Here is a 14,380-nt window from a genome sequence, read left to right as displayed (position 1 = left end):
CGATCGGTGCGGGACTGGCCGGTCAGGACGTGCGCAGCTCCTTGAGCGTGACGGCCGCGCCCGGCAGGGCGGAGCGGGCGGGGGCCCGCAGGCCGTCGAGGAACAGCTGGAGGTGACGGTGGACGAAGCGGTCGCCGCGGAGGCAGTCCGTGCCGGCCGGGGGCCGGCTCAGCTGAGCCACGACGATCATCAGGTCACCGACGCCGACATCGGGCCGGAGCTGCCCGGCCACCTTGGCCCGGCCCATGACCTCCTCGACGAGCTGCTCGACGCGCTCCCGGGAGGCTTCCAGGTCGGGGTGGTGCTGGTCGAAGGACTCGGAGATCATCGGGCACAGTGCGCTGATCCGCTCGTCGGCGGCGGTGTGCACGAAGCGCTCCAGGGCCGCGAAGGCGTCCCCGGTCTCGGCGAGGGCCACCTCGGCCGCCTCGGCCGTCCGGTCCATGACGGAGCAGACGACCTCGCGGACGAGGGCCTCACGATCGGGGAAATTGCGGTACACCGTGGCGTTGCCCACGCCGGCCCGACGGGCGATCTCGTCGAGCGGCACGTCCGGGCCGTACTCGACGAACATCTCCCGGGCGGCGGCGACGATCCGCTCCCGGTTGCGCACGGCATCGGCACGGGGCCGGGTCACCTTGCGCGGTGCGGGGGAGGTCGCGGTCGGCACGGCGTACTCCTTGAGACGTGGGGGGCGATCCGGGGAAGCAGTCCCCGTTTCGCTCGGACACATGGCTAAACGGGGAAACCGTCCCCGGTTATTTCCCGCCGCCGAAAAGAAGTCCTGTGACCTGAGCCACACTCACCATCCGCCGGGTTTCACCCCGTTGCGGACCGGCATTCCCACGATCGGTCTCCTCCAGCGCGCGCCCTCCACCCTGCCGACACAGGGTGATCGCAAGGGTGCAGCCGGAGACCGGCGGCTGCCGTGCAGCGAGAGGTCCATGCATGCAGCCGCAGCCGCCCCGCCGCCGCATACGCCCGCGCCGGATACGACCGCGCCGGATACGCTCGCGCCGCATACGCCCGCGCCGCGTGGCCGCCCTCGCCGTGGTGACCGTGCTGACCCTCGCGGTCAGCACCTCGGCCGGGACCGGACATCTGCCGGCGCCCACCACCTCCGGGCCCGTCGGCCTGTCCCGCTCCTCCGTGCTCTCCCCCTGCATGATCCACAGCGGTCTGGACGTGCAGATGACCGAGGGCCTCCCCACCCCCCGCGGCTACTCCCGCGCCACGGGCACGGTCCACGCCCTGACCCTGATGGTCGACTTCTCCGACGCGCCCGGCAAGGGCAACGCCATGGACCGCTTCAGCGAGTTCTTCCCGCAGACCCAGGAGTGGTTCCACAACGCCTCGTACGGCCGGCTCGACTACCGGCCCGAGACACCCGTCACCACCTGGCTGCGGATGCCGAAGACCTTCAAGGCGTACGGCATAGAGCGCGGGGCGCCCTTCGATCCCGGCTACCGGCAGCTGGTGCAGGACATCGTGGCCGCGGCCGACCCGACGGTGGACTTCCGCTCGTACGACCTGCTGAACGTGCTGGTCACACCGAACGCCGGACCGTCCGCCCTGGACACCGTGCTGTCCGTGACCTTCGCCGGGAACGAGGACGCCCCGGTCGCCGACGGCGTGCCCGTCGCGAACGCCTCCTTCGTCTACTCCCGCCAGGACGACGGCTCCGGCTCCTACGCCCGCACCGGGTACCGCGTGCTGCCGCACGAGAACGGCCACACCTTCGGCCTGCCCGACCTGTACACGCAGGACGGCGGGGGCGCCGTCGGGCACTGGGACATCATGAGCGAGGACTGGGGCGCCAACAACGATCTGCTCGGCTGGCACAAGTGGAAGCTGGGCTGGCTGGACGGCGGCCAGGTCGGCTGCGCGGCGGCACGCGGCAGCGTGGAATACCTGCTGACGCCGCTGTACAAGCCGGGCGGCGGGAAGCTGATCCTCGTGCCCGTCGACACCCGGACCGCCTACGCGCTGGAGCTGCGCGCACAGGGCGGCAACGACGAGACGGTGTGCCGTCCGGGCATCCTGATCTACAAGGTCGACGCCACGGTCGACACCGGACGCGGCCCGGTCACGGTCTACGACAGCCACCGGGGCAGCGGCGGCTGCACCCGCAGTCCCAACGTCCACGCGGAACTCTCCGACGCCCCCTTCTCCCCCGGCGAGACCTTCAAGGACCCCCGCCACGCCATCGCGGTCCACGTGGTGGGAGCGGACGAGGAGGGGAACTACCGGGTGCGGGTGACGCGGGGGTAGCCGTCGCGGAGGAGTAGGCGGGTGGGTGAGGGGGTGGGCGCCGGTCGGGTCGCCGGAGGGGGCGGTGGGGCGTCGGTGGGGTGTCGGTGGGGGCCGGCGAGGGGGGTGCGGGGCTGGGGATCAGGGGAGGGGTGCGGGGGCTGGGGATCAGGGGAGGGGTGCGGGGGCTGGGGATGGCCGGACCGGTACCGGCCGGGGTTTACCGTAGGCGTGCCTGTACGCCGTAGCCGGAGAGACGATGCCCGCGAAGACCGCCCAGGATTCCGGCGACCGTGCCGAGGACGGGCCGTCGGCCGAGACGGTCGAGCCGCCTGCCGAGGCGGTCCCGGCGGCTGCCGAGGCGGTCCCGTCGGCTGACCGGGCGAGCGAGCCGCCGGCCGGTGCCGCTCCCTCCTCCGACCGGGCGAGCGAGCTGCCCGCTGAGGTGGTCGGGCCGCTGGTGCGGGGGGTCGGGGTGCTGCGGCGGCTGACGGAGGCGGGCGGCACACTGAGCCCGAGCGCGCTGGAGCGGGCCACCGGGCTCGCCCGGTCCACGGTCGACCGGATCACCGCGACCCTGGCCCGCATGGGCCACGTCCGCCTCGACGGCCGGGACGTCGTCCTCACCCCGCGCGTGATGGAGCTGGGCAACGCCTACCTGGCCGCGCTGCGCCTGCCCGCGCTGCTCGGCGCGCACGCCGACGCCCTCGCCGACGAGCTGGACGAGTCGGTGTCGCTCGCGGTCGCCGACCTCGACGGCATCCGCTTCATCCGCCAGGCCGCCCGCCGCCGGGCGATGTCCGTGAGCTTCCGCATCGGCGACCTGCTCCCGGCGGAACGCACCGCACCCGGAGCGCTGTTCGCGGCCGAGTGGAGGGAGGCGGACTGGCAGCGGTGGCGTTCCCGGCGGCTCCAGGACCCGGCCGACACCTCCTTCCCCGCCGTACCGCCCCGCTCCCCGTCCGCCGACGACTTCGCGGAGCGGGCGGAGCGCGCCGGGCGGGACGGCTGGGCGCTGGACGACCAGCTGATCGAGCCGGGTCTGGTCGCGGTGTCCGTACCGGTACGCGAACCGGACACCGGCCGCCTCGCATGCGTGGCGAGCGTGGTCAGTCACACCAGCCGGCATTCGGCGGCCGACCTGCGCACCGCGCTGCTCCCCCGGTTGCGTACGGCGGTGGCGGCGATGGAGGCCGAGCTGCGCACGGCACCGGCGCCCGAGCCCGGGCCGCCGCCCAGGGATCTGGCCGCGTGGACCGGCGCCTCCAAGCACGAGCTGGGCCGGGACTTCGTGGAGTCCCTGGCCCGGGGCTTGACCGTGCTGACCGCGTTCGGCGAGGGCCGCCCGGCGCTGACCCTGACCGAGGTGGCGCGGGCGACCGGTCTGTCCCGCGCCACCGCCCGCCGGGCCCTGCTCACCCACGAGCACCTCGGCCTGGTGGCGGCCCGCCCCGACCGCACCTTCACCCTCACCCCGCGTGTGCTGGACCTGGGCTTCCCGCCGCTGTCGCGCAGCACGCTGCCCCGGCTGGCCGAGCCCCATCTGCGGGATCTCGCGGGCCGGTTGCGGGAGCCGACGGCGCTGGCGGTGCTGACAGGCGGGGGCACGGAGATCCAGTACACGGCGGGGGCGGGCACGAGCCGTGTGCTGACCGTGCACATCACCGTGGGCGCCCGGCTGCCGGCCGCCGCGACCTCCCTCGGCCGGGTCCTGCTGGCCGACACCGCCGCACCACCGTCCCCGGCGCTCGCCGAGGTGCGTGGCCAGGGGTACGCGCTCGTCGACGCGGAGCTGGAGTCCGGGCTGCGGTCGATCGCCGTACCGGTGCGGGACCGGGCGGGCCGGGCGGTCGCCGCGGTGAACGTGGCCACCCACGCCGCCCGGCGCACCGTGGAGGACTGTGTGCACGACCTGCTCCCCGACCTGCGCGCGACCGCCGACCGCATCCAGGACGACCTGCGCACCGCCTCCCGCTTCGCACCGGTACCGCTCCTGTGACCCGCGCGTCACGCCCTGATCCGGTACCCTGTGGTCCGAGCCCCGGATCACCCAGGGCTCGAACGAGTTCCACGCAAGCTCCGCCTTCGTAGCTCAGGGGATAGAGCACCGCTCTCCTAAAGCGGGTGTCGCAGGTTCGAATCCTGCCGGGGGCACCAGCCAAAAGGCCCCGGACCGATCATGGTCCGGGGCCTTTGACATCTACTTTTGACATCAACGCGGGCGGTCAGCCGCGACCGGGGCGCTTCTTCCTGAGGAGCCGGTCCATGTGGCTCATGGCTTCCCGCTGGGTGTCCTGCACGACGTGCGTGTACACGTCCATGGTGATGCTGATCTGGGAGTGACCGAGGATCTCCATCACGACGCGGGGCGCGACCCCGGCCGCCGTGAGGAGGGTGGCGCGTCGTGCAGCCGGATCACGTAGTCCGACTCGTTCCACCCCTCCCCCGCCCTGGCTCGGGCGTCCGCCTGACGCATGCGGTGCCAGCGCAGGGGCGCGATGCAGAGGGCGGGCAGCGGGACGGCTCGGCGCCGGCGGCTCTCAGGGTCGTCGTCGTAGAGGACGCCCCCGGCGGCGCTGGGTCTGCTGCCGGACAACCTGGCGGCGGGGGTCTACCAAGTCCCTAGAGAACTAGCGCGGTCGCCCCACCCATACTGGTGGAGATTCCGCTCTTCGTGGTAGTAATCACCCGTTGGCGAGTATGGCAGGACCTTCGACCATGTCTGGCCCATATAGTTCACATGCTCGAAGAGTTCGGTTACCGCGGTTCCAACCATTTGGAATGACGAAATTTCGTCATTGTCTCCGCCCAGTTTTGTGCGCCCCCAATTCTTTTTCACGTTGAACAAATGACCCTCCAAGTTGATGTGTTTGAAGAAGCCGGTCAACGGGTTGGGCGGGCCGAGCAATGTATTGGATGTCGAGGCGTCGTCGCCCCTGGGAAGGAAGCGTCTGTCTTGCAGGTACTGCTCAAGGCGTGTGACCTGCCGCCAGCACGCGTATAGCTGCCGATCGTCGACGGCCAGCAGGTGGTCACCGGTCAACGACGCCACGAAGTGCAACTCCTGGCCGTTGAAGCGCACAATGTCTTCGGGGTCGTACATCGTGCCATTGAGGATGAATGGCACCTCTGGGACCCTCTGCACAATGGCTTTGACCAGGTCCTGTGGTGTCTCGTCCGGGATGTTGTCAAAGTCCAGTGCCTCACCGGCGTCCTGCGCGGCTCTAAAACCCTCGCTCAGCGTTGAGAGAAGGTCGCCTGTGGACTTGATTCCGCACTTCTCCAGTTCGGCGACGCTGTCTTGAATACTCGCATCACCATCCACGATCGCAGAAAGCAACGTCAATGCCTTGTTACCAGTGGGACCGGTCATTGTGACACACCTTTGTTTATGTGGTGCGCTGACGCGTACCACCTGCACCGCGCAGCCATGCTGCGCGGAAATCATGCAGTCCGCAGTAAAGAACTAGACAGCGGGTCCCCGCAGCGGCTGCGGAGATGCCTCGCTTGGCCGGCGCGGCTATCATCCTTGCCACGGCTGGCTTCACTCAGATAGTCCCGCGCGCATATGCGGACTGCAACCGCAGCGCTAATCCAACAGGCAATTATTGATTACTTGACAGCCTGTTTCATCGACGTCTGACTGATCGCCCCAAGGCTCTTATAGATTCGCCGTTTTCTTGTGAACGTGCTGACCTACGGGGGTCTCTCGCTGGCGGCCGCACCGCGAGCGCCCGTCGTCGGTCTACCGGTCGTCCGCGATTGGGGGCACTGTGCCGGCACTGTGCGTTCCCGCTCACGGATCGATGTAGCTCAGCGGGCGGGGATGTCTGGATACGGCCGCGCGGACAGTGCATGGGGATCGCTTGTACATGCCGGTCGTGGCTTCCTCGTCGAGCGAGCGAAGCTGGGCAAGCTCACCTCGTACACCGGGCTCAACGTGACTCTGGCCAGGCGAACAGGCTGCCGTCCCTTCGACTTCGAGCGAGCTGACGAACGGGCCGCGATGGGGTATCTGCTCGGACTTATCGTGGAACGAGACCAGGAAATCGCCCCCTCAGACCCGCCTGTCATGCTGTCGGCCCTGGTGAACTACCTGGGTGCCAACGGCGCTGGCTCGCTGCGCTGCTCGCCCCCCGCGAACAGCAGCCGGAGGGCGTCCGCGACGTGCCGGGCCGCTTCGGCATCCAGGGAGACACCCTCGCCCCTCCCCGCCGTACTCCTGGCACCCTCGGCGCAGCCGCTCCCGTTGCGGGCGGCGTACGGTTGGAGTACCGAGGGTTTCACGCATTCCGGCCGCCACGCCGGGTCGTCCTCGGCGAGAGTTGAATCCGGGCCGCCCCAGTGGTCGGCGCGGAGACGGGTCGGCATCATGTCCGCCGCGGTCGAAGCAACTGCGCGCAAGCTCTGCATCGCTGCGCCGGCACCACATACCCGTACCGGCCCGGGTCCCTGCCGAGGGGAGGCGTGATGGCCCTTTCCCGGCTGGACATCCATCGGCGGAACCGAGGGGAGCGGACGCTCGTCACGCTCGCCGGTGACATCGGACCGGCCACGACACCGCTGCTGCGGGCCGCATTGGAGCAGTGTCTGCTGGACGGCGTCACTGTCATCGACGTCGACCTGACCACGGTCGGCTCCTGCGACTCCAGAGGCTTGGACGTCTTCCTGTCGGCGTCACGGCGCGCCGGCCGGGTACACGCCTCCCTGCTGCTGCACCACCCGTGCGCGCAGATCACCCAGCTCCTCGCAGTCACCGGATCTGCTTCGCTGCTTCTTGCGGCCCCCGGGGGTCCCGTGCCGGCCGCCGTGCTCGGCGACCTCACGAGTACCGGGACGCGGGCGCCTGAGGAGCTCGTTCGTCGGTCGGATCAGCCGGTCCTCAAGGACGGGATCCGCCTTCGCCGGCTGACCCGCTGGCAGGCCGAGGATGCGCGCGAGGACATCGCCGACCTGGCCGCGGAGTCTGTCGCGGGTACCTCCGGCGAGGCGTGCCACAACCGTGGAGACGTCCTGCGCTGCCTGGCGGTCAGTGCCCACCACCCCGGCTTCGCGCTGCTGCTCGCCGAGACGACGGTGCTGGTCGGTTGCGCCTTCGGTTTTCCGGTGGGCCCTGACAGTTCCGGGCGCCGGGGGTTCGACGGAACGCTCCAGGAGATCATCCAACGGCTCACTTCCCACGCCCGGTTCGTGGTCCTCACCCAGGTCGTGGCCCATCCGCACGCTCAGCACCGCGACATCGCCCGTCGTCTGCAGCAGCGTCTGCTCACAGTCCTGCACTCCTCCCTTGGAGTCGCCCTGCTGCATCCTGCCGACCGGGCGGGACAAACCGCATTCTCGAACTGGGGCTGGCAGAACATGGGAGAGGTCGTCGGGCTGCCCGGTCCTGTCGCCCCCTGCGTGTTGATCCTGCTGGGGGAAGGGCTGTCCCCTGAAGTCCGATGATCAAGCTGAGGGGCGATGGGCCGGCGGCCGTACCGGCGGTGGGGTCACTCCACCCGTCGTCTGTCGTACGGACGTAGCTGCGGGCGATGGCTGCGCGCCGCGCCGTCCCCCCACAGCCGGGAGTAGCCTGGCACGTACCGAGAGCTTTCGGGCGCACGACCACGGCGGCGCCGTTCCCGGCGAGTGGCAGACACGGGCAGCCGGAAGCCGCCTGGGACGGGATCGCACGATGAACGCCATCACCAAGCCCGCCGAAGGTACGACCCCAGGTGACGCACACACCTACCGGATGCCCTTGCCCCGGCTGAACCTCACCCCGGACGTCAGCCACGGCCCGCTGGACGGAGCGTGGTGGCCGCGCTGCGACGCACTGGAACTGGAGCTGCCCGCGCTGGTCGGCTCCTTGGATCCGAGCGTCGGCACCGTCACCCACGTCACCGTGGGGACCGCCGCCTGGCCCGATGCCCCGCAGAAGGTGATGGCGCCCGGGCATGTGATCGAGGTGGTCCTGACCGACCTCGCCGCCGAGGCGCACGCCATCACCGTGGACTGTGGCACCGTGGGACGCTGGGAACTGCTGGTGATCCCACCGGACGAGCCGGCCGGAGCGGCTACGCGGCTGCTGTCCGCTGCCGCCGACCCCGGGAACCCGCTGTCGGCTCCGCGTCTGCTGGCACTCGTCGAGAACGGCCTCGACGGACAAGACACATGGGAGTCAGAAGGAGGACCAGGGCTCAGGTGAGAGGCCCCATGCGGTCGGGCCCACGTGACCCGCCGGCCCAGGCGTCGAAGACCCTTGACGGAGCGATGACACTGGCAGCCCCTTCGTCGTCCCAGCCCGCCGTCCCGATCGGCTCGGATCATGGCGGGTGAGGAGATGACGGCCCCACGGCGCGCGGACCGCTCCGAGAGCTTCGGGGAAGCTCTGCTGGGCGAGGTCCTCGATCGCGCGCATGAACTGCCGCCCCATCTCATCGGGCCCTTGGTCGCCGACGTAATGGAGCGGCTCGGGGGCCGCCGACCGCAGGTGCTGCTGCAGGACTACGGACAACTTCTGCTGGTACCCCTGCCCGGCGACGGCCTCACGGACGGCGAACCACAGGTGATCGACGACTCCGAGGCGGGCCGCTGCTTTCTCGACGCTCACCCCGTCGAGCTGCCCGAAGACGACGGCGTGCGGGTCCACCTGCCGCTGCTGGACGGCGGCGACCAGGTCGGGGTCATGGCAGTGACGTTGGACAGCATCGATGACCACGACCGCCGCATCCTGTGCAGGATCGCCGGCCTGGTGGCCGACCTACTGGTGACCAAGCACGCCTACTCCGACCTTTTCTTCCGTGTCCGACGCGGTGAACCCATGAGCGTCGCCGCGGAGATCCAGTGGTCCCTGCTGCCGCCGCTGGCGATGATCATGCCTCGGGTCTCCGTGGCCGGGATCCTGGAACCCGCCTATGACGTGGCAGGTGACAGCTTCGACTACGCCCTCAACGGAGACGTCCTCCACGTGGCCATGATCGACGCGATGGGGCACGGACTGGACGCTGCCACGATGGCCACCGTGGCCATCGGTGCCTACCGCCACGCCCGCCGCGGCGGCACCGGCCTACCGGAGATCTACGCCTTCATGGACCGCGCAGTGGCGGACCAGTTCGGCCCCGAGCACTTCGTCACCGCGCAGATGCTGCAGCTGGACACCACGACCGGCCATCTTCAGTGGGTCAACGCCGGACACCCGTCACCGATGCTCATCCGTGATCATCGCGTCGCGCTCCGGCTGACCGGTCCGACGACCCTCCCTGTCGGCTTCGGCGGTCTGGAGCCGCAGCTGAGCGAGATGAAGCTGGAACAGGGGGACCGCCTCCTCTGCTTCACCGACGGACTGATCGAGGAGCACGAGACCGGGGAGGAGGAGTTCGGGGAGGACCAGCTGATCGACTGGGTCAACCAGTTGGACAGAACCGGCCGCGGGATCCGGGCGGTGGCGCGGTCCCTGTCCCACACGCTCAAGCGGGCGCGGGGCGGACACACCACGGACGACGCGACTCTGCTCCTGGTGGAGTGGCGCGGCTGACCTCACCGCCTTCGTGCGGTACGGCTCCGCCGGCTACGGCTCGCTCGTCAGTCCGGCGGCACCTGCGCGCTCCCGGTGTCGATGAGAATCCGTTCCGCCTGGGTGACGTTGTCGGCCCGGACGGCCTGAGCCATCGCGGCGCGGGCGGCCTCCGGTGCCGCGTCCGGCGGAACCACCAGCAGCGAGAAGATGTCCTGATCGCCGCGAGTGATCAGGACGGTGTCGTCGCCCACCGGAAAGGAGTCGATGTGCACCACCCGGTCCTCGACGACGATCCGTGTCGGGAGCCCTTCCCAGGCCGCGGTGTCCAGCCCGACGCGCGTGACGGGGCCGAGGTGGCCGGTGAGGGCGCTCAGCAGCGCGGGCAGCTCGGCACCGATGTCGCGCGACCGCGGCCACCAGGCACCATCGAGGACGCCTTCACGCGCCTCCGTGGTCTCCAGGCGGAGCAGCGCACACCCCGGCTCCACGGCCTCGTGAACGCCACTGGGCAGATGCCGGGAAACAGGCCGTGCATCGGAGCCGGTCATGAGGATCACCCGTATTCGGGAATCGGTGCGATCACGGGACTCGCCTCGCCCTTTCGACGCTACTCCTCGTGCCATGGGCAAGGATATTTCCAGAATCACCCCGTCCCGGTAGTTGTCAAGTCAAATAAGAAGTTCGCATTGCTATAAACCTTGTGGTTCCGGTTTCCTGCGTTTGGTCGGGTCGTTGATCCGAGCCTGGTCGTGGACGCGCTTGCGAGCACTTCGCCACCGACATCCCGATCCCGGACACCGGAGCCATCGAGACCGACCTGCGGGCGCTCGCGCGGGCGCTCGCGCAAAGCATGGCAGGCCCGGTGGGCAGGGCCGTGCAGACCGCGATCAACTCCGACGCCGGCCGACTGCCGGAGATCGCCGAGGCGCGGCGACGGGTCTTCGCCGACCGGTTCCGGCGGGCCGAGCCCGTGATCACCCGCGCCATCGCGCGAGGCGAACTCCCGGCAGAGACCGATCCGGTCGAGCTGCTCGAAACGCCGGCCGCTCCGATCTACTTCAGGTTGCTGGTCAGTGCCGAGCCGGTCGAAGAGGGCACCGCCGACCGGGCCGTGCGGATCACGCTCGCCGCCGCCCGCGCCAGCGCCCTGACAGAGGACTCCGCAGTAACCGTCAAGGCGACCGAAGCGGACGCCGGCCAGGCATGAAGGGCAACTGCCATTCAGAGCAAGCCATCGCTTTTATCATGCTGCGGATGGGATTCTGTGATCAGGTTCACTCTCCCCGCAGTGGCCGAATACACACCAGAGCTGTGGCTTAAATTAATCCCCACAGCTATACTTAAGCGGCTCTGCAATATGGAGGGTGACCATGATAAGCAAGCCTGGTGATTTCTTCGTCGGACGACAATCCGAGCTCGATGAACTCAATCGGTGTGCACTGCAGGCGCAACAAGGGAGACCTTGGCTCGTTTGGGTCCGTGGTGAATCTGGCGCAGGGAAGACAACGCTTCTCCGCCAGTGGCTACGCAATGACGAGGCGCAAGCATTCAGGGTACTGACGGCACGATGCGCCTCATCCGAGCAGGAATTTCCATATGGGCTTGTCGAGCAGTTGCTGCGAAAGGTACCACCATCCCTCTTGCAGGGAACTTTTCTTGAGGACGGCACCGTTCCCGAGAACGCTGCCCCTTTCCGTGTCGGCGCGCAGCTTTTGGAAGTGCTGGGGCTTCTTCAATCGCAAGGTCCAGTTGCCATAGTCGCAGATGACATACAGTGGGCGGATCGCAACTCCAAAGAGGCGCTCGGGTTTGTGCTGCGCCGACTGGAGGCCGACACGGTCATCACGATCCTCTTGCTCCGAGGGACCAGCGAAGAAAAAATCGTGGATTCTCGGGACCCCTTGATCGAGGAAGGGGTTGAGAGGGTATGCCATGTGCCGCTTTCCGGATTCTCCGTCGAAGAGGTTTCACATCTCGCCGAGCATTCACTTGACCAGGTGGATCCGCACACTGTAGAGAACCTTGCAAATCTCACCCGCGGGAACCCACTCTACGTCCAGATGCTCATCCGAGAACTTGAGCGCACGTCTGCGGTCTCACGCCCAGAGAATGCCGAATTTTCCCCGTCCCTCGCTTCCGTCATAAGCCATCAATTGGCGAATGTCCCACAGACATCGCGTCGCCTTGCCGAAGCTCTCGCAGTTCTGAACGGTCGCATTCCTCTGCTGACGGCGGCAGCAGTCGCAGGAGTTTCCGAACCATCTATCGCCATGGGGCCCCTGCTAACGGAAGGGCTCGTCGAATGGATGCGGGGAGACCCCGCAGCACCTGTCTCAATCCGACACGAACTGCAAAGATCGGCAATCTACGCCTGCCTGTCACCGGTCCGGCGAAAAGAGCTTCACGTCAAGGCAGCGGCAGCTCTTCCCCGTGACGCTTCCTGGGAACACCGAGTAGCTGCAGCGGACTCTGTAGACGGCGCACTCAGCCATGAGCTGGAAGAGGCGGCCAACGAGCAGCTTCATCTCGGCAACGTCAACCGCGCAGCGACTCTGTGGCTATGGGCTGCAGATGTGGCAAGCTCCTGCACAGAGCACGAACGCTTGCTTCAGTTGGCCGCGGCACACTTGCTTTGGATCGACGAATTCTCACGGGTAAAGCCACTACTGGTCGACATACAAGCCTGCACTCCGTCTCCCATGCGTGACCTCATATTGGGTGCCTACGCGGAGAGCCGGGGGCGTTTGAACGAGGCTGCGCCTCTGCTCACCCACGCATTGGATGCCGAAGAACGATCAACGGCCCCCGAGAGAGTCAAAATTGCCGGCATGGCTGCCAGCTGGCTTGGTCTTCTCGAACTGCTCCGCGGAAACGGGCCGGCAGCCGTGAAGGCATTCGAGCGTGTTCTGTCCATCAATGATGTCAACTCGGCGATCACATACCGAGCGAAATCTCACTTGGCCTTTGCTCATACGTTCGTTCATGGACCTCGGGCGGGGCTGGACAGCCTAACCGAATTCCTTGAGTCAGGCGACGACGCCCATCATTTCCTGTCCTTCCCTCTGATGTTCCGGGGGCTCTTGTATTCTTTCGCAGGAGAATTGAACGCGGGCATCCGTGACGTCTCCGAGGCGCTGGACATGTCGCGTCTGAGCGGACGACCGGCGATGGACGAGTTCGGATTCGTATGCCTTTCTTCCGCTCAGTTTCTGCTCGGGAAGTGGGACGAATCCTCAGTAAGCGCGAGAAACGCGTTGATCATTTCTTCCAAACGTGAAAAGCCGTGGGCTGCAGCCATGGGACATGCGGCGCTGTCACTCACCTTTAGCGGTCGCGGTGATTTTGCGCAGGCTCAGGAACATCTCGACATCGCACAGGCCGAACTCGGCAAATTTGCACCCAGCTGGGCAGTCCCTTTCACCTGCCTTGGGAATGCAGTGCTCGCTCACGCACAATCGGACACCGTACGGCTATTGTCGATCCTTGAGCCGCTCACCCATCCCCCTCTGTCGGGTCCTGCTTCACACTTCCAGGTATGGTGGCGCGCACTCTACGCGGAAGCTCTCATAGAGAACGGTCGCTCATCAGAAGCTGAAGCAGAACTGAGGTATGTGCAAGAACTTGCACGAACAGCACCCTCCCTGAGGCTTCCAGCCGTATGGCTTCACGGTAAGTATGTGGAGTCCTGTGGCGACAAATACGGGGCCATGAAGATTTATCAGTCGAAAGCCACCCGAGCGAGGGACCCTGATGACTCATTGATTTACATGGCCCTCATCCAACGCTCCCTGGGAGGCTGCCTCAAATCCGTAGGCCGTGCTTCGGACGGCGACATGTGGATCGAGCGCGGAGAGGGCACGCTAAGTGCGCTGGGCGCCAAGCCGTACATCGCGAGCGCCTCACAGGTGCACGATTCGGATCCGCTGGCCGACCTCACGCCGCGAGAACGGGACGTAGCTCACCTCGTCGGCCGCGGAATGACCAACCGGGAAGTCGGAGCAGAACTCTTCGTCAGCGCGAAAACGGTGGAGTATCACCTGGGGCACATCTTTACAAAACTCAATATAAGTAGTCGCCGGCAACTACGTGATCTGATCCTCGATCCACCGCGCGTGCTCCGATCTTCGACTTCGGGTGGGCCTGTGCGGTGATGCTTCGGTGCCTGGGCAGCGGTCAGGGCGGCGTCGTTCTGCGTTTTGTCTACCTTGATCACGCGAAATCTGTGCGGACGGCCTGCCAGAGTGTGGGGCCTGGGGTTGGGCGGCGATGAGCCGGTTGGGGTTCTTCTTGTCGTACGCCACCGGGAGCGTGATCGTCCGCGGACTGCCCAGCAGATCTTGCTCCTTGATCTGGCTCATGAGCGCGACGAGGAACTGCTGCTGAAGGCCGATGCCGCCGAGGTCGCTGCCGTCTCCGATGCGCAGGCAGTGCCTGGGTCGAGGGAGGCGTTGGCGCCCGCGCGGGAGTCGGAGCCGAGGACGAGGATGTTTAGTCCTGAAGCGGCGAGCACCATGGCCGCGACAAGCACGCTCAACGCGATCAGGACCGCGCGGCCTCTGCCCCGGCCGGCTTGGAGATGTGGCTCATCCTGATCCGAGTCCTCGCTCGACGTGCCCCGGACAGTGGTGTGCA

11 protein-coding genes, 1 tRNA gene and 2 pseudogenes are annotated in these 14,380 nt (G+C 67.5%); 8 read left to right on the top strand and 6 right to left on the bottom strand.

Annotation, left to right across the window (positions count from 1 at the left end; genetic code table 11):
• Positions 1 to 22: 22 nt before the first annotated feature.
• Complete coding sequence (locus ACZ5CW_RS01715; protein ID WP_468597404.1) at positions 23 to 670, bottom strand: TetR/AcrR family transcriptional regulator; 648 nt, start codon at positions 668 to 670, stop codon at positions 23 to 25.
• A 278-nt stretch (positions 671 to 948) separates the two neighbouring features.
• Between ACZ5CW_RS01715 and ACZ5CW_RS01710 the strand changes: the two genes are divergently transcribed.
• The 3 genes from ACZ5CW_RS01710 to ACZ5CW_RS01700 all read left to right on the top strand — a co-directional run bounded on the left by ACZ5CW_RS01710 (position 949) and on the right by ACZ5CW_RS01700 (position 4,407).
• Positions 949 to 2,271 (top strand): M6 family metalloprotease domain-containing protein, encoded by a 1,323-nt coding sequence (locus tag ACZ5CW_RS01710; protein WP_468597402.1) that lies wholly within the window; start codon positions 949 to 951, stop codon positions 2,269 to 2,271.
• A 238-nt stretch (positions 2,272 to 2,509) separates the two neighbouring features.
• Positions 2,510 to 4,249: an IclR family transcriptional regulator domain-containing protein gene (locus ACZ5CW_RS01705; protein ID WP_468597401.1), complete on the top strand. Its 1,740-nt coding sequence runs from the start codon at positions 2,510 to 2,512 to the stop codon at positions 4,247 to 4,249.
• Positions 4,250 to 4,331: 82 nt separating this feature from the next.
• A tRNA-Arg gene (locus ACZ5CW_RS01700) sits at positions 4,332 to 4,407 on the top strand.
• 68 nt (positions 4,408 to 4,475) lie between these two features.
• Here the strand turns inward: ACZ5CW_RS01700 and ACZ5CW_RS01695 are convergent.
• From ACZ5CW_RS01695 to ACZ5CW_RS01685, 3 genes and pseudogenes are all read right to left on the bottom strand, one after another.
• Positions 4,476 to 4,865 (bottom strand): annotated as a pseudogene (locus ACZ5CW_RS01695) (site-specific integrase); the annotation flags it as partial.
• Positions 4,862 to 5,623, bottom strand: a complete 762-nt coding sequence (locus ACZ5CW_RS01690; RefSeq protein WP_468597400.1) for a hypothetical protein — start codon at positions 5,621 to 5,623, stop codon at positions 4,862 to 4,864. The gene ACZ5CW_RS01690 and the pseudogene ACZ5CW_RS01695, both read right to left, overlap by 4 nt.
• A 719-nt stretch (positions 5,624 to 6,342) precedes the next feature.
• Positions 6,343 to 6,624: a hypothetical protein gene (locus ACZ5CW_RS01685; protein ID WP_468597398.1), complete on the bottom strand. Its 282-nt coding sequence runs from the start codon at positions 6,622 to 6,624 to the stop codon at positions 6,343 to 6,345.
• Between the two features lie 96 nt (positions 6,625 to 6,720).
• Here ACZ5CW_RS01685 and ACZ5CW_RS01680 point away from each other — a divergent pair, with 96 nt between their 5' ends.
• The 3 genes from ACZ5CW_RS01680 (at position 6,721) to ACZ5CW_RS01670 (ending at position 9,766) form a co-directional block, all read left to right on the top strand.
• Complete coding sequence (locus ACZ5CW_RS01680) at positions 6,721 to 7,695, top strand: STAS domain-containing protein (protein ID WP_468597397.1); 975 nt, start codon at positions 6,721 to 6,723, stop codon at positions 7,693 to 7,695.
• Positions 7,696 to 7,924: 229 nt separating this feature from the next.
• The gene (locus ACZ5CW_RS01675; RefSeq protein WP_468597396.1) at positions 7,925 to 8,437 is read left to right on the top strand and encodes a DUF5994 family protein; all 513 of its coding nucleotides are present in this window, start codon (positions 7,925 to 7,927) and stop codon (positions 8,435 to 8,437) included.
• Between the two features lie 135 nt (positions 8,438 to 8,572).
• Positions 8,573 to 9,766, top strand: coding sequence for a PP2C family protein-serine/threonine phosphatase (locus tag ACZ5CW_RS01670; protein WP_468597748.1), 1,194 nt, complete (start codon positions 8,573 to 8,575; stop codon positions 9,764 to 9,766).
• 47 nt (positions 9,767 to 9,813) lie between these two features.
• Here the strand turns inward: ACZ5CW_RS01670 and ACZ5CW_RS01665 are convergent, their stop codons facing one another.
• Positions 9,814 to 10,296, bottom strand: coding sequence for a DUF5994 family protein (locus ACZ5CW_RS01665; RefSeq protein ID WP_468597395.1), 483 nt, complete (start codon positions 10,294 to 10,296; stop codon positions 9,814 to 9,816).
• A gap of 233 nt (positions 10,297 to 10,529) precedes the next feature.
• Between ACZ5CW_RS01665 and ACZ5CW_RS01660 the strand changes: the two genes are divergently transcribed.
• Positions 10,530 to 10,955 (top strand): TetR-like C-terminal domain-containing protein, encoded by a 426-nt coding sequence (locus ACZ5CW_RS01660; RefSeq protein WP_468597746.1) that lies wholly within the window; start codon positions 10,530 to 10,532, stop codon positions 10,953 to 10,955.
• A 163-nt stretch (positions 10,956 to 11,118) separates the two neighbouring features.
• A complete protein-coding gene (locus ACZ5CW_RS01655) occupies positions 11,119 to 13,899 on the top strand; it encodes a helix-turn-helix transcriptional regulator (RefSeq protein ID WP_468597393.1) in 2,781 nt (926 codons plus the stop codon).
• A gap of 58 nt (positions 13,900 to 13,957) precedes the next feature.
• On the opposite strand, the pseudogene ACZ5CW_RS01650 reads toward ACZ5CW_RS01655, so the two are convergent.
• Positions 13,958 to 14,205 (bottom strand): annotated as a pseudogene (locus tag ACZ5CW_RS01650) (LCP family protein); the annotation flags it as partial.
• Positions 14,206 to 14,380: the final 175 nt, after the last annotated feature.

It is taken from the genome of Streptomyces sp. NPDC031379, assembly GCF_055569615.1.
Note: the sequence above shows the minus strand (reverse complement) of the source record. Positions and strands in the feature narration are given on the sequence as shown.